Here is an 18,728-nt window from a genome sequence, read left to right on the forward strand (position 1 = left end):
GGGTAAAGCAAGCCTCATGTGGCGATCATGCCGACATAGATTGGAGTGATGGCGCGAGCGACTCGGGTCAGTGCAATGTGGCGATGGACAGCGCCAACTGCATATCGCTGACAGCGGAATATGGATGGTGGCTGCGGTAATGATGCAACGCGCTTTCCAGCCGTGCGCCACGAATGTCGCCCGCCGAGGCGACGTAGGCCAGGGCATCCTCACGGGCTTTTTCGTAGGGTCGCAGCGCATTGCTGGTAGAGGCGCTGGTGCCGGCGGTGCCGAGGCTGCTGCCCACGGTGAAGTGGTCGCTGGAGTTACCTTGCCCTTCCATGGCCCAGGCCTGGCCAGCGCTGAGCAGGACGAACAGGGCAAGGGCTCGCCTCATGCGTCGCTCAGCTGCGGCGTTCGACGATATAGCGCGCCAGCTCGCGCAGCGGTTCGGCGCTGTTGCCAAACGGGCGCAGCACGTGCAGGGCCTGGTCACGTAGCTCCAGGGCGTAGTCCTTGGCGGCGTCGAGGCCGAGCAGGGCGGGGTAGGTGGGCTTGTCGTGGGCTTCGTCCTTGCCCTGGGTTTTGCCCAGGGTGGCGGTGTCGCTTTCCACGTCGAGGATGTCGTCCTGCACCTGGAAGGCCAGGCCGATGGCGCGGGCATATTGCAGCAGGGCCTTGCGCGCCAGTTCGTCGGTATTCCCGCTGGCCAGGGCGCCGAGCGCCACGCTGGCTTCGATCAGTGCGCCAGTCTTGTGCCGGTGCATGACTTCCAACGCTTGCTGGTCGAGTTGCAAGCCAACCGACCCAAGGTCGATGGCCTGGCCGCCAACCATACCGGCGGGGCCTGCGGCCTGGCTCAGCAGTTCGATCATCTGCAGGCGCGTCTCGGCATCCTGCGGATTGCGGCGGCGGTCTGCCAGCACACCGAAGGCGAGGCTCTGTAAGGCATCACCGGCGAGGATGGCACTGGCTTCGTCGAAGGCCTTGTGCGTGGTCGGCTGGCCGCGGCGCAGGTCGTCGTCGTCCATCGCCGGCAGGTCATCATGCACCAGCGAATAGGCATGGATCAGCTCTACCGCGCAGGCGGCGCCGTCAGCACGTTCGAGATCACCTTCAAGGGTTTCGCAGGCGGCGTAGACCAGCAGCGGGCGCACGCGCTTGCCGCCATTCATGACGCTGTAGCGCATGGCCTGGTAGAGGCGTTCGAGTTCTGTAAGGGGCGCTTTGAACAGCTCCTCCAGAGCGGTGTCGACGCGAGTCTGGCAGCGCTTCTGGTACGCCGCGATCATGCCGACTCGTCCGTGTCAAAGGGCGCTGGCTGCAACTCACCATCGCGTTCGAGCAGGATCTGCACCTTCTGCTCGGCCTGGGCCAGGGCGGCTTGGCACTCACGGGTCAGGCCGATGCCCTGCTCGAAGGCAGTCAGGGAGTCTTCCAGCGACAGCTCGCCGCTCTCCATGCGCTCGACCAGAGTCTGCAACTCGGCGAGGGAGTGTTCGAAGTCGGGGGCGGCTTTCTTGCGGGCCATGGCGGCGAGTCTCGGGAAGCTAGAAACGGGCGCGACACTAGCAGAGCCGCGCCAGACGGGCAAATCAGCGGGCCCGAGAATATGCATCGGGATTGGGCTCTGCGTAGGGTGCGCTGCGCGCACCAACAAGACCGCGATGGTGCGCACGGCACACCCTACGGCCTATCCCAGATAGGTGCTCCAGAAGTAGTAAAGGGTCATTGTGCTGCCGACCAGGATGACGAAGCTGCGCAGCAGCGCCGGCGGCAGTTTTTCGCCCAATGCGCCGCCAGCATAACCGCCGATGGTGGCGCCAGTGAGCAGGATGGCCAGCTCGTACCAACTGACCCGCCCGGCGATGACGAATGTCAGCGTGGCGATGCTGTAGATCACCGCCGAGATCAGGTTCTTCAGCGCGTTGGCGCGGGCCAGCGGGTGGCCTTCGATGGAGAACGCGGCGAGCTGCAGGATGCCCATGCCGGCGCCGAAGTAACCGCCATAGATCGACACACCGATATGCGCGCCCAGCGACATCGGTGTATGCGGCGGATGTGCGGATGCCTTGTTCTTGCGCCGCTCCGCCAGCCAGCGACCCAGCCAGGGGCTGGCAGCGAACAGGCTGGTGGCGGCCAGTAGCAGCCAGGGGATAAGAACACGGAACACATCGTCGCCGCCTGCCAGCAGCAACAGGCCGCCGAGCAGGCCGCCGGCCAGACCGGCCAGCAGCAGCGGGATCAGATAACGCCCCAGCGGTCGCAGCGAGGCACGCGCAGCCCAGGCGCCAGCCAAGCTGGCCGGCCACAGCGCCACGGCGTTGGTGGCATTGGCCGTCACCGGCGGCAAACCGGCAGCGAGCAGGGCAGGGAAGGAGAAGAAGGTGCCGCCGCCGGCCAGGGCATTCATGCCTCCAGCGGCGAAACCGGCGAGGGCCAACAGCAGCAGGTCGAACAGGGTCATCGGGCAGGCTCGCACAAAAAGAGTGCAGCATAAGAGCTGACCTTTCGGTCAGCCAAGTGCTACCAAAGTGGCGAACCGGCCAATTGCTGTCTGTGCCGCGCAAATGCTTTGCGGCATCATCGCAGGCATCCGTCCTTGGTGCCCCCGATGAACATCGACACCCGAATCAAATTCCGCCACTTGCTGTGCTTTCTCGAAATCGCCCGCCAGCGCAGTTTCGCCAAGGCGGCCGATGCGATGGCGGTCAGCCAGCCGGCGATCTCCAAGACGCTCAAGGAGCTGGAGGAAATCCTCGAGGCCAGTCTGTTCGAGCGAGGCAAGAGCGGGGTGAGCCTGACTGCTGCCGGGGTGGCCTTCATGCGCTATGCCGGGCCTTGCGTGCAGGCGCTACGCGATGGCGTGAACAGCCTGCGCGACGGCGAACACGAGGCCGGGCAGGTGCGGGTCGGCGTGCTGTCTACCGTCGAGAGCCTGCTGATTCCCGAGGTGGTCGGGCGCCTGCATCAGCGTCATGCGGCGCTGGTCGTCAGCGTGGCCACCGGGCCTGGCGCCTATCTGCTGGGTCAGTTGCGCGTCGGTGAGCTGGACCTGGTGATCGGCCGCATGACCGACAGCCCGGATATCCAAGGCCTGACCTTCGAACACCTGTATAGCGAGTCGATGACCCTGGTGGTGCGTCCGGAGCATCCGTTGCTGGCCGCCGGTGACGACGCGCTGGGGCGGTTGGGTGATTACCCATTGGTATTGCCGACGACCGGCACCACCATCCGCAAGCATGCCGACAGCCTGTTCGTGCAATGTGGGGTGACGCCTTCGCGGCAGCGTCTGGAAACCCTGTCGCCGGCCTTGAGTCGACGTTACGTGCTGTGTAGCGACGCGCTGTGGGTCGCCCCGCAGGACTCGGTATGCCTGGACGTGCGGCGCGGCGAGCTGGCCGAGCTGCAGTTGCCGGTGCGTGAGCCAGGCGGCTCGGTGGGTATCTGCCGTAACAGTGCCCTTGGCTTGTCGCTGGCAGGTGAGCGCTTCTGCGATGTGCTGCGCGAGGTGGCGCAGGCTTATCGTGAAGGGGATTTTCCATAACCATTTAGTTATGGGCGGCCGGATTCTTTTCAATTTTCAGCTGCAGCGCATTGGCCGAGACTGCGCCAACCTGCAGGGGGAACATGCCCCCTGCACGACTCCACAATACCCACAACAGGAGTGCACCATGCCTGCCGAGGACAACCGTCGCTTTGTCATTCGCGACCGCAACTGGCATCCGAAAGCTTTCACCCCCGACTACAAGACCTCCATCGCCCGTTCGCCGCGCCAGGCGCTGGTGAGCATTCCGCAGTCGATTTCCGAGACCACCGGCCCGGACTTCTCGCACCTGAAGTTCGCCGAGCACGACAATGATCTGCTGCTCAACTTCAATAACGGTGGCCTGCCCATCGGCGAGCGCATCATCGTCTCCGGCCGGGTCATGGACCAGTACGGCAAGCCTATCCCACATACCCTGGTGGAAATGTGGCAGGCCAATGCCGGTGGCCGTTATCGCCACAAGAACGACCGCTACCTGGCGCCGCTCGATGCCAACTTCGGTGGTGTTGGCCGTGCGCTGACCGACAGCGAAGGCCGCTACATCTTCCGCACCATCAAGCCCGGCCCCTATCCGTGGCGCAACAACCCCAACGACTGGCGCCCGGCGCATATCCACTTTTCGCTCAACGGCCCATCGATCTCCACGCGCCTGATCACCCAGCTGTACTTCGAGGGTGACCCGCTGATCCCGTTGTGCCCGATCGTCAAGGCGATCGCCAACCCGGACGCCGTGCAGACGCTGATCGCCAAGCTGGATATGAGTACGGCCAATCCGATGGATTGCCTGGCCTACCGCTTCGACATCGTGCTGCGCGGCCAACGCCAAACCCATTTCGAGAACAAGTAAGGAGGGATGACCATGCCTGTTGAACTGCTGCCGGAAACCCCTTCGCAAACCGCCGGCCCCTACGTCCATATCGGCCTGGCTCTGGCCGCCGCCGGCAACCCGACGCGCGAGCAGGAAATCTGGAACCAGATGGCCAGACCCGAGGCGCCGGGCGAGCACATCGTGCTGGTCGGCCATGTCTACGACGGCAACGGCCACCTGGTGCGCGACGCCTTCCTTGAACTGTGGCAGGCCGATCACCAGGGCTGCTACGACGAGGACTACAACCAGGACAAGCCATTCAATGGCTTTGGCCGTACCGCTACCACCTTCGATGCCGGCAGCGAGTGGTTCACCTACACGGTCAAACCGGGCGTGGTGAACAACGCCGCGGGTGTGCCGATGGCGCCGCATATCAACGTCGCGCTGTTCGCCCGTGGCATCAATATCCACCTCAATACTCGTTTGTATTTCGAGGACGAGGCCGAAGCCAACGCCAAGGATCCGGTGCTCAACCTGATCGAGCAGCCGCAGCGCCGCGAGACATTGATCGCCAAGCGCTGCGAAGTGGACGGCAAGCCGGCCTACCGTTTTGACATCCGTATCCAGGGGGACGGCGAGACAGTGTTTTTTGACTTCTGACCCGGTGGCGCCCGCCGAGGCGGTGCGCCGTCACTTCGACCGCGAGCTGGCGGCTCGGGGCTTTCGCGCCGACCCCGGCCAGCAGCGGGCCATCGCCCAACTTGCCGACTGGCTGGGCGCGCAGCTGGCGCCCAAGCGGCGCTGGCGGCGTCCGGCTGCGGGTATTTACCTGTGGGGCGGTGTCGGGCGCGGCAAGAGCTTCGTCATGGATTGCCTGTTCGCCGCCGCGCCCGTGGCGAACAAGCGCCGGGTGCATGTGCACGGTTTTCTCCAGGAGCTGCAACAGCGCCTGAACGCCTACAGCGGCCAGCCCGAGCCGCTGGCCCGGGTCGCCGCCGACCTGGCCGTGGAAGCGCGCCTGCTGTGCTTCGATGAGTTCCATGTGCACGACATCGGCGACGCCATTCTCCTCGGGCGCCTGCTCGAATGCCTGCTGCGTGAAGGAGTGGCGTTGGTGTTCACGTCCAATTTCGCACCGGCCGGGCTGTGCCCGAACCCGCTCTATCATGTACGCTTCAGGCCGTTCATCGCGTTGCTGCAGCGCCATTGCCAGGTACTCGAACTGGATGCCGGCGAAGACTATCGCCAGCACACCCGGCACGATTGGGGGCGCTTCATCCAGGCGCCTGCCGAGCGGGCCGACAGCTTGTTGTGCCGCGCCTTGCAGATTGTGGCGGGCGAGGGCGGCGAGCTGGAACTGAACCGCCGCTCGTTCGCCTTACGGGGGCGAAGCGGGCAGGGGATCTGGCTGGATTTTTCGGCGCTGTTCGAGGTGCCGTCATCGACCGCGGATTACCTGTGGTTGTGCGAACATCTCGCTTGCGTCGCCGTCAGTAACGTTCCGCCGCTGCATCGGCTGTCACTGGATGTGCAGCAGCGGGTGATCAACTTCATCGATGTTGCCTACGACAGTGGGGTGGTCCTGCTGCTCGCCAGCGAGTCGAGTCTGGAGCAGGTGTGCGCCGATATCGGCGCCAGCGATTTCAGCCGCACCCGCAGTCGTTTGCAGCAACTGTCCAGCTCTGTGGAGAACTGCGTCGCGTGTTAGCCGTACTCAGCATTACCGCACCGATTTTCATCCTGATCGGTCTGGGTTTCGTGTCGGTACGGGGTGGTCTGGTCAACCGCGAACAACTGCGCGGCATGGGCACCTTCGTCATCACCTTCGCCTTGCCCTCTCTGGTGTTCAACGCCCTGGCCAAGCGACCGCTGAGTGAGGTGCTCAATGTGCCGTACATGGGCGCCTACGCCCTGGGCTCGCTGACGATCTTCGCCATCGGTTTTGCCGTGGCCTTCTGGTTGCGCCGACAGGGCGTGTCGCGCAGCGCGATCATGGCCCTGGGCGTGTCGGTGTCCAACAGCGGTTTCATCGGTTACCCGATCGCGCTCACGGTGCTGGGCGAGCAAGCTGCCGTGGCGCTGGCCCTGGGCATGCTGGTGGAAAACCTGCTGATGATCCCCCTGGCGCTGATGCTTGCCGAGAGCGGACAGCAGCAGGCGCAATCCAAGTGGGCGGTGCTGGGTGAAACCCTCAAGCGTCTGCTGAAGCATCCGATCATCATCGGTATCAGTCTGGGCCTGGCGGTCTCGTTGCTGGGGATCGACCTGCCGACCCTGCTGAGTCGCCCCATCGACATGCTGGCCAGTGCCTCGGCGCCGGTGGCGCTGTTCGTGATCGGTGGCACCCTGTACGGCATGAAGGCCAATGGCGTGTGGCGCGAGGTGGCGCAAATCAGCCTGGCCAAGCTGCTGTTGCACCCGCTGGCGGTGTTCACCGCACTGATGCTGATGCCGGGTATCGAGCCGCACATGTTGGTGGCCGGGGTGCTGTTCGCCAGTGCGCCGATGCTGAGCATCTACCCGATCATGGGGCAGCGCTTCGGCCTCGAGGAGCGTTGTGCGGCGGCGCTGGTCGGGGCGACCGTACTTGCGTTCTTCACTATCAGTGCGCTGATCGGCTTCATCGAATTCCGCGGGCTGCTCGCGTAAGCAGTGGCTAGCCCCGCCCGCACCCTGAGGGGTACCTGACCGTAATGGCCGGGGTTTGGCGGCAGCAAGGGTATTGAGCCTCGTAGCCCGGATGAAATCCGGGAATGACTGACACGACGGCCGCGGATTGCATCCGGGCTACACAAGTGTCGTTCGCTATGTTGCTCAGCATGTTTGCGATTACCGCACGGTGGTTCGATAATCGCCAGGCGCTGTCCATCCTGTTTCGGAGGCATCATGAGCGAATCCCGTCCGCCGCTTACCAGTCTTGCTCCGCCGCCCTACGTGTCGCCGGCCAAGCGCATCGAGGAATTCGCTGGCGACCCCAACTTCATGACCTCCCTGGCGCGTGGCCTGGCGGTGATCAACGCCTTCCAGGAGCGCAAGCGCCACCTGACCATAGCGCAGATCAGTCACCGCACCGAGATTCCTCGTGCTGCCGTGCGCCGCTGTCTCTACAGCCTGATGAAGCTGGGTTACGTGACTACCGACGGGCGCACCTATTCGCTGCTACCCAAGGTCCTCACTCTGGGCCACGCCTACCTGTCCTCGACACCGCTGGCGGTATCCGCGCAGCCGTTCCTCGACCGCCTCAGCGAGCAACTACACGAGGCCTGTAACCTGGCCACGTTGGAAGGCGAGCAGGTGCTCTACCTGGCGCGTTCGGCGATTCCGCAGCGGCTGATCTCGGTGGACCTGAGCGTCGGCAGCCGCCTGCCGGCCTACTGCACCTCGATGGGCCGCATCCTGCTCGCCGCACTGGATGACGATCAGTTGCAGGACTACCTGGCCCATGCCGAGATGCAACCCAAGACCAGCCGTACCCTGCACACCCCCGAGGCGTTGTGGGAGTGCTTGCAGCGCGTACGCCACCAGGGCTGGTGCATCGTCGACCAAGAACTGGAGCAGGGCCTGCGCTCGCTGGCGGTGCCGGTGTACGACTCGGCTGGCCACGTGCTGGCAGCGATGAACATCAGCACCCACGCTGGTCGTGTGCCGGTCGCTGAGTTGGAAAAGCGTTATCTGCCGTTGATGCTGTCGGCCAGTCGAGAGTTGAGTGGGCAGTTGTTCCGCGCGGTGTAGGCGTTCGAAGGTGTTCGATAATCGCCCGCTATGGCGATTATCGGATTGTTCTCGTCAGGGTCAGTTTTTAATGTGGCAGGTATCCACCGCGCTCGCTTCGGTGGCGCCTGCAACCTGACGAGAACAATACGATGGCCGACATCATCACGCTGCGCGACGCCATTTCGCGCCATGTCCAGGACGGCGATTGCGTCGCCCTCGAAGGCTTCACCCACCTGATTCCCACTGCCGCTGCCCACGAGATCATCCGCCAGGGCAAGAAAGACCTGCACCTGGTGCGCATGACCCCGGACCTGGTCTATGACCTGCTGATCGGCGCTGGTTGCGCGCGCAAGCTGACCTTCTCCTGGGGCGGCAACCCCGGTGTCGGCTCGCTGCACCGCCTGCGCGACGCGGTCGAGAAGCACTGGCCGCACAAGCTGGAAATCAGCGAGCACAGTCACGCCGCTATGGCCAACGCCTACGTGGCCGGCGCTTCCAATCTGCCGTTCGCCGTGCTGCGCGGCTATCAGGGCTCCGACCTGGTCAAGGTCAACCCGGACATCAAGTTCATCGACTGCCCGTTCAGCGGCGAGAAGCTGGCGGCGATTCCGAGCGTGCGCCCGGACGTCACCGTGATCCACGCGCAGAAGGCCGACCGCAAGGGCAACGTGCTGATCCAGGGCATCCTCGGCGTGCAGAAGGAAGCCGCCCTGGCGGCCAAGCGTTGCATCGTCACCGTCGAAGAAATCGTCGACGACCTGCAGGCGCCGATGAATGCCTGCGTGCTGCCGACCTGGGCCATCAGCGCGGTCTGCGTGGTGCCCGGTGGCGCCCATCCGTCCTACGCCCATGGTTACTACGAGCGTGACAACCGCTTCTACCAGGCCTGGGACCCGATTGCCCGCGACCGCGACACCTTCACCGCCTGGATCGATGAATACATCCGTGGCACCGAGGATTTTGCGCAGTACCAGGCGAAAGTGAATGGGGAGGCCAAGTGATGAGCGCGTTCAACACCAATGAAATGATGACCGTGGCCGCCGCGCGCCGCCTCGGCAATGGCAGCGTCTGCTTCGTCGGCATCGGTTTGCCGTCCAAGGCCGCCAACCTGGCGCGCCTGACCCATGCGCCGGAAGTGGTGCTGATCTATGAATCCGGCCCCATCGGCGCCAAGCCGAGCGTACTGCCGCTGTCCATCGGTGACGGCGAACTGGCCGAAACCGCTGACACCGTGGTGCCGACCGGCGAGATCTTCCGCTACTGGCTGCAGGGCGGGCGTATCGATGTCGGCTTCCTCGGCGCCGCGCAGGTCGACAAGTACGGCAACATCAACACCACCGTGATCGGTGACTATCACAACCCGAAAGTGCGCCTGCCAGGTGCCGGTGGCGCGCCGGAGATTGCCGGCAGCGCCAAGAAAGTGCTGATCATCCTCAAGCAGGGCCATCGCACCTTCGTCGACAAGCTGGCGTTCATCACCTCGGTCGGCCATGGCGAAGGCGGTGATCACCGCAAGCGTCTGGGCCTGCCGGGCGACGGCCCGGTGGCGATCATCACCGACCTGTGCATCATGGAGCCGGAAGCCGGCAGCAACGAGTTCATCGTCACCTCGATGCACCCAGGTGTGACCCGCGAGCAGGTGATCGAGAACACCGGCTGGCAGATCCGTTTCGCCGACAACGTGACCACCACCGAGGCGCCGAAAGTCGAGGAGCTGGCTGCCCTGCGTGACCTGGAAGCGCGTACCGCCGCTGCCCACGGCCAGGCCGGAGGTGAGGAATGAGCCGCGACGTTTTCATCTGCGACGCAATTCGCACGCCGATTGGCCGTCTCAATGGCGCGCTGTCGGCGGTGCGTGCCGACGACCTGGCGGCAATTCCGCTCAAGGCGCTCATCGAGCGTAACCCGCAGGTCGACTGGTCGGCGGTCGATGAGGTTTTCATGGGCTGCGCGAACCAGTCCGGCGAAGACAACCGCAACGTGGCGCGCATGGCGCTGCTGCTCGCCGGCCTGCCGGAAACCGTGCCGGGCGTGACCCTCAATCGCCTGTGCGCCTCGGGTATGGAAGCGGTGGGCGCAGCCTTCCGCGCCATCGCCTCGGGTGAGATGGAGCTGGCCATCGCTGCCGGTGTCGAGTCGATGACCCGCGCGCCTTACGTCATGGGCAAGGCCGACAGCGCCTTTGGCCGTGGCCAGAAGCTGGAAGACACCACCCTGGGCTGGCGCTTCGTCAACCCAGCGATGAAAGAGCAGTACGGCGTCGACCCGATGCCGGTCACCGGTGATAACGTCGCCACAGACTACGGCGTCAGTCGCGCCGATCAGGACGCTTTCGGCCTGCGCAGCCAGCAGCGTGCAGCGGCGGCTCAGGAGAGCGGCTACTACGCCGAGGAAATCGTCCCGGTGGTGATCAAGACCAAGAAGGGCGAGATCGTCGTCGACCGTGACGAGCACCCGCGTGCCGATACCAGCGCCGAAGGTTTGGCCAAGCTCAAACCGGTCAATGGCGAAGGCAAGACCGTTACCGCCGGCAACGCCTCGGGCCTCAACGACGGCGCGTCTGCGATGATCCTGGCCTCTGCCGAAGCAGTGCAGAAATATGGTCTCAAGGCTCGCGCCAAGGTGCTGGGCATGGCCAGCGGCGGCGTCGCCCCGCGCATCATGGGTGTCGGCCCGGTGCCGGCAGTGCGCAAGCTGCTGGCGCGGCTGAACCTCGACATTCAGGCCTTCGACGTGATTGAGCTGAACGAAGCATTCGCGGCCCAGGGCCTGGCTGTCACCCGCGACCTCGGTCTGCCGGACGACAGCGCCAAGGTCAATCCGAACGGCGGCGCCATCGCCCTCGGCCACCCCCTGGGCATGAGCGGTAACCGCCTGGTACTGACCGCCGTGCATCACCTGGAAAAGACCGGCAGCAAACTCGGCCTGGCGACCATGTGCGTGGGCGTCGGCCAGGGCCTGGCGCTGGCCATCGAGCGGGTGTGAGGCCTGTCGAACACTGTAGGGTGGGCTTCAGCCCACCATGTCCACTACGGCTATTGGTGGGCTGAAGCCCACCCTACGGTCCGGATCCTCCCTACCTTCTACGGAGCTCGTGACGGTGCGCCGGTTGATGCCACACTAGCCGTACATTTTTCCCAGGAGCGTTACGCTCGTGAGCAACCAACTCTTCGATGCCTACTTCACCGCGCCGGCCATGCGCGCGATCTTCTGCGACGTCGGGCGAGTGCAGGGCATGCTCGATTTCGAGGCCGCCCTGGCGCGGGCCGAGGCGCGCGTGGGGCTGATCCCCGCCGAGGCCGTGGCGCCTATCGAGGCCGCCTGCAAGGCAGAACTCTACGACTATCCGGCGCTGGCCCAGGCCATCGCCACGGCGGGTAATTCCGCCATCCCGCTGGTCAAGGCGCTGGGCAAGCGCATCTCCGCCACTGACCCGGAAGCCGAACGTTATGTGCACCTCGGCGCCACCAGCCAGGACGCCATGGACAGCGGCCTGGTGCTGCAACTGCGCGCCGCCATTGGCCTGCTGGAAAGCGATCTGGCGCAGCTGGCCGATGCCCTGGCGGCGCAGGCCGAACGCCATATCGACACCCCGCTGGCTGGGCGTACCTGGCTGCAACAGGCCACGCCGGTCACCCTCGGCATGAAGCTGGCCGGTGTGCTCGGTGCTGTGACCCGCCATCGCCAGCGCCTGAGCGAGATCAAGCCGCGCCTGCTGAGCCTGCAGTTCGGCGGCGCTTCCGGCAGCCTGGCGGCGCTCGATGATACCGGCTGGTCGGTCAGCGGTGCACTGGCGCAGGAGTTGGAACTGACCCTGCCCGAGCAGCCCTGGCACACCCAGCGTGATCGTCTGGTGGAATTCGCCAGCCTGCTGGGTATGATCGCCGGCAGCCTGGGCAAGCTGGGTCGCGACCTCAGCCTACTGATGCAGACCGAAGCCGGTGAAGTCTTCGAGCCGTCGGCGCCGGGCAAAGGCGGTTCGTCGACCATGCCACACAAGCGTAATCCGGTCAGCGCAGCGGTGCTGATCGGCGCTGCCACGCGCGCGCCGGGCCTAGTGGCAACGATGTTCAGCGCCATGCCGCAGGAGCACGAGCGCAGCCTTGGTCTGTGGCACGCCGAGTGGGACACCCTGCCGGAGCTGTGCTGCCTGGTCTCCGGCGCTCTGCAGCAGGCGCTGCTAGTGGTGCCGGGGCTGGAGGTGGATGCCGCACGTATGCGCGCCAACCTTGAGCTGACCCAGGGGCTGGTGCTGGCCGAGGCGGTGAGCATCGCCCTGGCGCAGAAGATCGGTCGCGATGCGGCCCATCACTTGATCGAACAATGCTGCAAACAGGCGGTGCGCGAGGGCGCCCACCTGCGTGCCGTGCTCGGCGCCAACGCCGAGGTCAGCGCACAACTCTCTGCTGCCGAGCTGGATCGCCTGCTCGATGCGGCGCATTACCTGGGCCAGGCTCGCCGTTGGGTCGAGCGGGCCGTTGCCGAACACAACCAATTGTCGCGTTAGGAGCTCTCCATGCCTGCCGTACGTCTCGCCGATGGCGACCTGAACTATCTATTGGAAGGCCCGGCCGGTGCGCCGGTGCTGGTGCTGTCCAACTCGCTGGGCACCGACCTGCACATGTGGGATGCACAGATTGAAGCCTTCACCCAGCACTTCCAGGTGCTGCGCTACGACACCCGTGGCCATGGCGCCTCGCTGGTGACCGACGGCCCGTACAGCATCGAACAGAACGGCCGCGACGTGCTGGCCCTGCTCGATGCCCTGGGCATCGCCAAGGCGCATTTCTGCGGCCTGTCCATGGGCGGCCTGATCGGCCAGTGGCTGGGCATCAACGCGCCCGAGCGCATCGAGCGCCTGGTGCTGTGCAACACCGCCGCCAAGATCGGTACGCCCGAGGTGTGGAACCCGCGCATCGAGATGGTGCTGGCTGAGGGCGAACAGGCCATGCGCGGTTTACGCGATGCGTCGATCTCGCGCTGGTTCACCGCCGATTTCGCCGAGGCCGAGCCTGGCAAGGTCGAGCCCATCGTCGGCATGCTGGCGCAGACCTCGCCCGAAGGGTATGCGGCCAATTGTGCGGCGGTACGCGATGCCGATTACCGTGAGCAGCTCGGCAGCATCATTGCCCCGACGCTGATCGTCTGCGGCAGTGGCGACCCGGTTACCACCGTCGAAGATGGCCGCTTCATGCAGGCGCGCATCGCTGGTGCCGAGCTGGTGGCGTTCCATGCTGCGCACCTGTCCAACGTGCAAGCAGGCGATGAGTTCAGCCAGCGCGTGCTGGATTTCCTGCGCTCCTGAACCTGTCATGGTGCGCTGGCGCACCCTACGGTTCCACGCACGCCGTAGGGCGTGTGGGGCCGCCTAGGTCGTGCGCACCGCTTCTTTTTTCGGAGTAATGCTATGGACGAAAAACAACGCTACGAAGCTGGCATGCAGGTGCGCCGCGCGGTGCTCGGTGACGCCCACGTCGACCGCAGCCTGCAGAGCCTGACGCCGTTCAACGAAGAGTTCCAGGAGATGATCACCCGCCATGCCTGGGGCGATATCTGGACGCGCCCTGGCCTGCCACGTCACACCCGCAGCCTGATCACCATCGCCATGCTGATCGGCATGAACCGCGAGGGTGAGCTGAAGCTGCATCTGCGTGCGGCGAAGAACAACGGGGTGAGCCGCGACGAGATCAAGGAAGTGATCATGCAGAGCGCCATCTACTGTGGCATCCCGGCGGCCAACGCCACCTTCCACCTGGCCGAGGCGGTGTGGGACGAGCTGGGTGTGGAGTCGTTGCAGGACTGATCGCCGCGAGCAATGGAGCGCTGCCCGGACCACGCATCCGGGCGGCGCTTTTTTATGCCTGCCATCCGTGGCCGCAGGATGTCAGATCGTGGCCGCGTGGCGCCCGGCGATGTAGCCGAAGGTCAGCGCTGGCCCAATGTTGATGCCGCCCGACGGGTAGTGTCCGCCCAGGGGGCTGGCCATATCGGTGCCGGCTGCGTAGAGCCCCGGTATGGGCTGGTCGTCGCTGTTCAGTACTCGTGCTTGGCCGTCGGTGCGCAGCCCGGCGAAGGTGCCGAAGCACCCCGGTTGTACCTTCACGGCATAGAACGGCCCGTGCTCGATGGGTGCTACGCAAGGGTTAGGGCCGTCGTGTTGCGCATCGCCGCTGCGGCGGTTGAAGGGCGTACTGCCGCGGCCGAACAGCGGGTCTTCACCGTTGCGTGCATGTTCGTTGAAGGTGCTGACCGTGGCGACCAGTCCGCTTGGGTCGATACCACAAGCCTGCGCCAGCTTTTCCAGGCTCGCGCCACGCTTGAGGTAGCCATTGCGGATATGTGGCCACAGCGGCACCGGTGCCGGGCGGGCGAAGCCCAGGCCATAACGGCGTTGGAAACGGTGGTCGCAGATCAGCCAGGAGCAGGCTTCCTGATCCTCGGGAATGGCCTTGAGCATGGCGTCGACGTAATCGTAGTAACCGCCCGCCTCGTTGACGAAGCGCCGGCCGTCTTGCAGCACGCCGATGATGCCGGGCTTGCCGCGGTCGATGATGTGCGGGAAGTGGCCGACGTTGCCGTCGGCGTAGGGCACTTTCGACACTGGCGCCCAGGCCACCGGCGAGCGCAGGTCGTCGGCCACGCGTCCACCAGCGGATTCGCCCAGGCGCAGGCCGTCGCCGGAGCAACTGAGCGGCGGCAGGGCGAGGTTATCGTGGCCGCTGGCATCACGCGGGAACATCGCCTTGCGCCGTGCCGGATCGTTGGGGAAGCCGCCTGCCGCGAGCACGACGGCCTTGGCGCGGATAGTCTTTTCCTCGCCGGCATGCAGCACCACGGCGCCGCATACGCTGCCGTTCTCGACGATCAGGCGCTGCGCGGGCGTGGACTCCAGCATCTGCACGCCCAGGTCCTGCGCCGAGCGGGCCAGGCGGGCGACCAGCGCCACACCATTGACCAGGTGCATGGCGCGACCATAGCGAGCCAGGTGATAGAGGTGCGTGGCGAAGCGCCGGATGACGTGCAGCAGCGCCTTGGGTGAACGGGTCATGTTGAGGAAGGCGGCGAGATCGGCACCGGCCATGATCGGCATACCCATGAAGGACGTCTCGCGCATGGTCTTGCGTAAGCGCGGCAACAGGTCGAGCACCTCGCGGCCATCGTAGGGCGCGGCGATGACCTGATGACCGCCGGTGGCAGCGCCGGGCGTGTCACCGTGCATGTCGGGGATGCCGTTGCCGTCGACGAACTGTAGCGCGGTGTGCTGTTCGAAGAAGGCCACCATGTCCGGGCAGTTCTGCAGAAAGGCGTCCACCAGCTCGGGGCGATAATGCTCGCCCAGCTCGTTGCGCAGGTAGGTGCGTGGCTGCTCGATGTCTTCGACGATGCCAGCGCGCTGGGCCAGCGGGTTGCGCGGCGCCCACAGCCAGCCGCCGGACCAGGCGGTCGCACCACCCAGCACCGCGTCCTTCTCCACCAGGATCACCCGTTTGCCCAGGTGTGCAGCGCTAATGGCTGCGGCCAGTCCGGCCGCGCCGGAACCGACCACCAGCAGGTCGCAGTCGAGTGGGGCATTGGGCATGACAATCTCCGCGCTTGTTATTTATTGGAACTTGGTTCCGAATTTTATGTGGCGACTGTCGAGGCGCCAAGCACTGTCGGATGATTCGTCCGGGAAGTCGTGCGGTTAGCGGTCAATTATTGTCGGTGTAGCCGGATGCAATCCGCGAAAGCGCAGCGATTGCGTCTTGCTCATGAGCCGTAGGGTGGACAAGCTGCGCGTTGTCCACCCTACGGCTGGGATGACCAGGGCCAGTTCCAGGCCTTAGGTTCGAAAGCGGCCGATGCGCAGCTGCAATTCATCGCCCAGTCTGGCCAGCTCGGCGCTCGAAAGCGCGGTCTGCTCGGTGGCACTGGCGCTCTGCTCGCCGATGCTGCGCACGTTGTCCAGGCTGTGGTTGATTTCCATGGCGACTGCGCTCTGCTGTTCGGCAGCACTGGCGATCTGCTGGTTCATCTGCTCGATCAGCGCAACCGCCTGATTGATATGCGTCAGGCTCTGGCCAGCCAGCTCGACGCTGCTTACGGCTTCCTGGCTCAGGTTCTGGCTGGCCTGGGTCTGGGCGACGGCCTGCTGCACGCGGTTCTGCAGGCTGGCAATCAGTGCTTCGATCTCGCGGGTCGAATCCTGAGTACGGCGCGCCAGGGCGCGTACTTCATCGGCGACCACGGCGAAACCGCGACCTTGTTCACCGGCGCGCGCCGCCTCGATGGCGGCGTTGAGCGCCAGCAGGTTGGTCTGCTCGGCGATGGACTTGATCACATCCAGCACGCTGCCGATGCGTTGGCTCTCGCCTTGTACCTGGCCAACGGTCTGGCCGGTATGCGCCACTTCGGTGGCCAGGCGCTCGATCTGCTCGACCACCTGACGTACCTGGCGATCGCCGTCACGGGTTTGCTGCTCTGCCTGTTGCGCGGCCTGTGAGGCATGCTCGGCGTCACCTGCCACCTGTTGCACGCTGGCGACCATCTGCTGCATGGCGCCGGCTGTCTGGTTGGATTCCTCGCTCTGCTCACGCACGCCGGCGCGGGTCTGTTCGCTGACGGCCGAGAGCTGTTCCGCTGCTGCGGCAATCTGCGTTGCGCTGCCGCCGATCTGCTCGATCAATTCGCGCAGGTGGTCGCGCATGCTCTGCAGCGCTCCGAGAAGCTGGCCAACCTCATCACGTCGTGTGGCGGTGCGAGAACCACTGAGGTCGCCGGCTGCAACCTGTTGCGCCAGCAGCAGGCAGTGTTGCAACGGCCCGACGATCAGGCGGCGAATCAGCCAACTAGCGAGCAAGGCCAGCAGCAGCGCGGCGGCGGTAAGCAGGGCAAGGGCCTGCAGGGACATGCGGTTGCTTTCATGCATGGCCTGTTGTTGGTACTGCTGCAGGTCGCTGCCTTGCTGCAGCATGCCTTGCGCCAGGTCAGCCAGTTGCCTGCGACTCTGCTGTTCAGCCTCGCGGCTCTGACGATAGTGCTCGAAGGATTCGCGGTAGCTGTCGAGTGCACGCAGTGCCTCGTCCAGGGATGCCTGCTGCAGGGCCGCCAGTTGCGTGCGCAGTTGCTGCGCCGCCTCGGTCATGGTCGCGAAGCGTGTTTGCCAGAAGTCGGCATCGGCGCTTGTGCCGCTGCGGATGAACTGACTTTCCGCCAGGCGCAGTTGCAAGAGCGTCTGGCTCAGGCGTGCTGCCGTTTCGGCCTGGTCAAGACTGCTCTGCGTCGCCATTTCGCCATCGAACAGTTGATCGCGAATCAGGCTGAACTGGTCCTGAGTGACCATCTCGAACTGGATCAGTGCTTCATCGGCGCGTATCGCCATCCCGGTCTGTGCCGTGCCTGCTTGAGACTGCGTGGCTTTCAGTTGGGCGAATTGCTGCAGATAAGCGTCGTTGCCCTGCAGCAGCTGTCGCTGCTCGGTATTGGCGTGCAGATCGGTCAGTTGTGCAGCGATACGTGCATGCTGATCGGCGATAGCAGCCGCATGGCTGGCCAGTGGCGCCAGCAGGTAGTCCTTTTCCTGTACACGGAGTTGCAGAATCTGCTGCTTGAGATCTGCCACCTGGAGCGATTGTCCGGCATGCCCGAGGATGTCACTGGCGGTGCGCCAGCCACCCAGCCCTACAGCCACGGTCAGGAGCATGACCAGCGAGAAGCCCAGCAGGAGTTTGTGCCCGACCTTGAGGTCGGCGCTGCGTTCGATAATCCAGCGCATGGGTTACTACCTCGAACAGTTGCACATCAAAAAAAAGCCCGTCACGAGGACGGGCTGAACGTGCCGTAACACTAGGAGTCACTTGTGCAGCGATGACGCGTGGGGCTTACAGAATCGACAGCGGGTAGTTGATGATCAGACGGTTCTCGTGCAGATCGGTACCGACGTCGCGGCGCACATTGGAGTTGCGCCAGCGCACGCTGAGGTTCTTCAGGGTGCCTTCCTGAATGGTGTAGGCCAGCTCGGATTCGCGGCCCCATTCTTCGGCATCGGTACGCCCGCCGGTGTGGATGTTGGAGCCGCTGACGTAACGGTTCATCAGGGTCAGGCCCGGAATGCCGAGGCCGGCGAAGTTGTAGTCATGACGCACCTGCCAGGAACGTTCTTCCGGGTTGTCGTAGCTGTTGGTGAAACCGTCGTTGACCAGGGTGCCGCCGCTGGCGCCGTCGATACGCATGAACTTGGTATCGCCGCTCAGACGTTGGTAGGCCACTGTGAAGCTGTTGTTGCCCGTCTTGGCGGTGAGTGCGCCCTGGTAAACCTTGTTGTCCAGCTTGCCGGCCTTGGCCGCACCTTCTTCCTTGCCGTTGACGTAGCCGAGGTTGGCGCCCAGCACCCAGTCGCCAACCGGTTGGCTGTGGGTCAGTTGCACGTAGCTCTGCTTGTAGACGTCTTCCAGGCGCGCGTGCCAGACGCCGACCATGGTGTTGTTGCCGTTGAAGCGGTATTCACCACCGCCGAAGTTGAAGTCATCACCCTCTACGCCACCGAAGGACATCTCTTCACGGCTGGCGTCGTTACGCTGGCTGTTCTTCCAGAACTGGCCGCCGTACAGAGTCAGGCCGTCGATTTCATTGGACGTGACCTGCGCACCCTGGAAGGTTTGCGGCAGCGAACGGCCATCGTCAGCACGCAGGATCGGCAGC

Annotated in this window: 19 protein-coding genes; 12 read left to right on the top strand and 7 right to left on the bottom strand. The window is 64.8% G+C overall.

Features of this window, described 5'->3' with window-relative positions:
• Positions 1–67: 67 nt before the first annotated feature.
• The 4 genes from BM059_RS24005 to BM059_RS24020 form a co-directional block, all read right to left on the bottom strand.
• Positions 68–376: a DUF2388 domain-containing protein gene (locus tag BM059_RS24005; RefSeq protein WP_074941612.1), complete on the bottom strand. Its 309-nt coding sequence runs from the start codon at positions 374–376 to the stop codon at positions 68–70.
• Positions 377–383: 7 nt separating this feature from the next.
• Complete coding sequence (locus BM059_RS24010) at positions 384–1,271, bottom strand: polyprenyl synthetase family protein (protein ID WP_074941613.1); 888 nt, start codon at positions 1,269–1,271, stop codon at positions 384–386.
• The gene (locus BM059_RS24015; protein WP_037000671.1) at positions 1,268–1,510 is read right to left on the bottom strand and encodes an exodeoxyribonuclease VII small subunit; all 243 of its coding nucleotides are present in this window, start codon (positions 1,508–1,510) and stop codon (positions 1,268–1,270) included. The genes BM059_RS24010 and BM059_RS24015 overlap by 4 nt, the downstream gene beginning before the upstream one ends.
• Before the next feature lie 162 nt (positions 1,511–1,672).
• Positions 1,673–2,446: a sulfite exporter TauE/SafE family protein gene (locus tag BM059_RS24020; RefSeq protein ID WP_074941614.1), complete on the bottom strand. Its 774-nt coding sequence runs from the start codon at positions 2,444–2,446 to the stop codon at positions 1,673–1,675.
• A gap of 147 nt (positions 2,447–2,593) precedes the next feature.
• On the opposite strand from BM059_RS24020, the gene pcaQ reads away from it, so the two are divergent.
• The 12 genes from pcaQ (at position 2,594) to pcaC (ending at position 13,851) form a co-directional block, all read left to right on the top strand.
• The gene (gene pcaQ / locus BM059_RS24025; RefSeq protein ID WP_074941615.1) at positions 2,594–3,526 is read left to right on the top strand and encodes a pca operon transcription factor PcaQ; all 933 of its coding nucleotides are present in this window, start codon (positions 2,594–2,596) and stop codon (positions 3,524–3,526) included.
• 127 nt (positions 3,527–3,653) lie between these two features.
• The gene (gene pcaH / locus BM059_RS24030) at positions 3,654–4,373 is read left to right on the top strand and encodes a protocatechuate 3,4-dioxygenase subunit beta (RefSeq protein ID WP_037000630.1); all 720 of its coding nucleotides are present in this window, start codon (positions 3,654–3,656) and stop codon (positions 4,371–4,373) included.
• A gap of 12 nt (positions 4,374–4,385) precedes the next feature.
• The gene (gene pcaG, locus BM059_RS24035; RefSeq protein ID WP_074941616.1) at positions 4,386–4,994 is read left to right on the top strand and encodes a protocatechuate 3,4-dioxygenase subunit alpha; all 609 of its coding nucleotides are present in this window, start codon (positions 4,386–4,388) and stop codon (positions 4,992–4,994) included.
• Positions 4,995–4,998: 4 nt separating this feature from the next.
• On the top strand, positions 4,999–6,042 hold the full coding sequence (gene zapE, locus BM059_RS24040; protein WP_083413320.1) for a cell division protein ZapE: 1,044 nt from the start codon (positions 4,999–5,001) through the stop codon (positions 6,040–6,042).
• The gene (locus BM059_RS24045) at positions 6,036–6,983 is read left to right on the top strand and encodes an AEC family transporter (RefSeq protein WP_074941618.1); all 948 of its coding nucleotides are present in this window, start codon (positions 6,036–6,038) and stop codon (positions 6,981–6,983) included. Before zapE ends, BM059_RS24045 begins: the two co-directional genes overlap by 7 nt.
• 237 nt (positions 6,984–7,220) lie before the next feature.
• Positions 7,221–8,066: an IclR family transcriptional regulator gene (locus tag BM059_RS24050; RefSeq protein WP_074941619.1), complete on the top strand. Its 846-nt coding sequence runs from the start codon at positions 7,221–7,223 to the stop codon at positions 8,064–8,066.
• Between the two features lie 131 nt (positions 8,067–8,197).
• Entirely contained in the window at positions 8,198–9,049 is an 852-nt protein-coding gene (locus BM059_RS24055) for a CoA transferase subunit A (protein ID WP_074941620.1), read from the top strand.
• Positions 9,049–9,831: a CoA-transferase subunit beta gene (locus BM059_RS24060; RefSeq protein WP_074941621.1), complete on the top strand. Its 783-nt coding sequence runs from the start codon at positions 9,049–9,051 to the stop codon at positions 9,829–9,831. The genes BM059_RS24055 and BM059_RS24060 overlap by 1 nt, the downstream gene beginning before the upstream one ends.
• Positions 9,828–11,033: a 3-oxoadipyl-CoA thiolase gene (pcaF, locus tag BM059_RS24065; protein ID WP_074941622.1), complete on the top strand. Its 1,206-nt coding sequence runs from the start codon at positions 9,828–9,830 to the stop codon at positions 11,031–11,033. The genes BM059_RS24060 and pcaF overlap by 4 nt, the downstream gene beginning before the upstream one ends.
• Before the next feature lie 169 nt (positions 11,034–11,202).
• Positions 11,203–12,555, top strand: coding sequence for a 3-carboxy-cis,cis-muconate cycloisomerase (locus BM059_RS24070; protein WP_074941623.1), 1,353 nt, complete (start codon positions 11,203–11,205; stop codon positions 12,553–12,555).
• Between the two features lie 9 nt (positions 12,556–12,564).
• The gene (gene pcaD / locus BM059_RS24075; protein WP_074941624.1) at positions 12,565–13,353 is read left to right on the top strand and encodes a 3-oxoadipate enol-lactonase; all 789 of its coding nucleotides are present in this window, start codon (positions 12,565–12,567) and stop codon (positions 13,351–13,353) included.
• 102 nt (positions 13,354–13,455) lie between these two features.
• Positions 13,456–13,851, top strand: coding sequence for a 4-carboxymuconolactone decarboxylase (gene pcaC, locus BM059_RS24080; protein WP_037000617.1), 396 nt, complete (start codon positions 13,456–13,458; stop codon positions 13,849–13,851).
• Positions 13,852–13,932: 81 nt separating this feature from the next.
• Here pcaC and BM059_RS24085 read toward each other — a convergent pair whose 3' ends face one another.
• The 3 genes from BM059_RS24085 to BM059_RS24095 form a co-directional block, all read right to left on the bottom strand.
• Positions 13,933–15,627 (bottom strand): FAD-dependent oxidoreductase, encoded by a 1,695-nt coding sequence (locus tag BM059_RS24085; protein ID WP_074941625.1) that lies wholly within the window; start codon positions 15,625–15,627, stop codon positions 13,933–13,935.
• A 243-nt stretch (positions 15,628–15,870) separates the two neighbouring features.
• Positions 15,871–17,802, bottom strand: a complete 1,932-nt coding sequence (locus tag BM059_RS24090; protein WP_074941626.1) for a methyl-accepting chemotaxis protein — start codon at positions 17,800–17,802, stop codon at positions 15,871–15,873.
• Between the two features lie 106 nt (positions 17,803–17,908).
• The coding region (locus BM059_RS24095; RefSeq protein WP_139220785.1) for an OprD family outer membrane porin at positions 17,909–18,728 on the bottom strand (820 nt) is incomplete at its 5' end.

The sequence above is a fragment of the Ectopseudomonas composti genome, from assembly GCF_900115475.1.
GTDB lineage: Bacteria > Pseudomonadota > Gammaproteobacteria > Pseudomonadales > Pseudomonadaceae > Aquipseudomonas > Aquipseudomonas composti.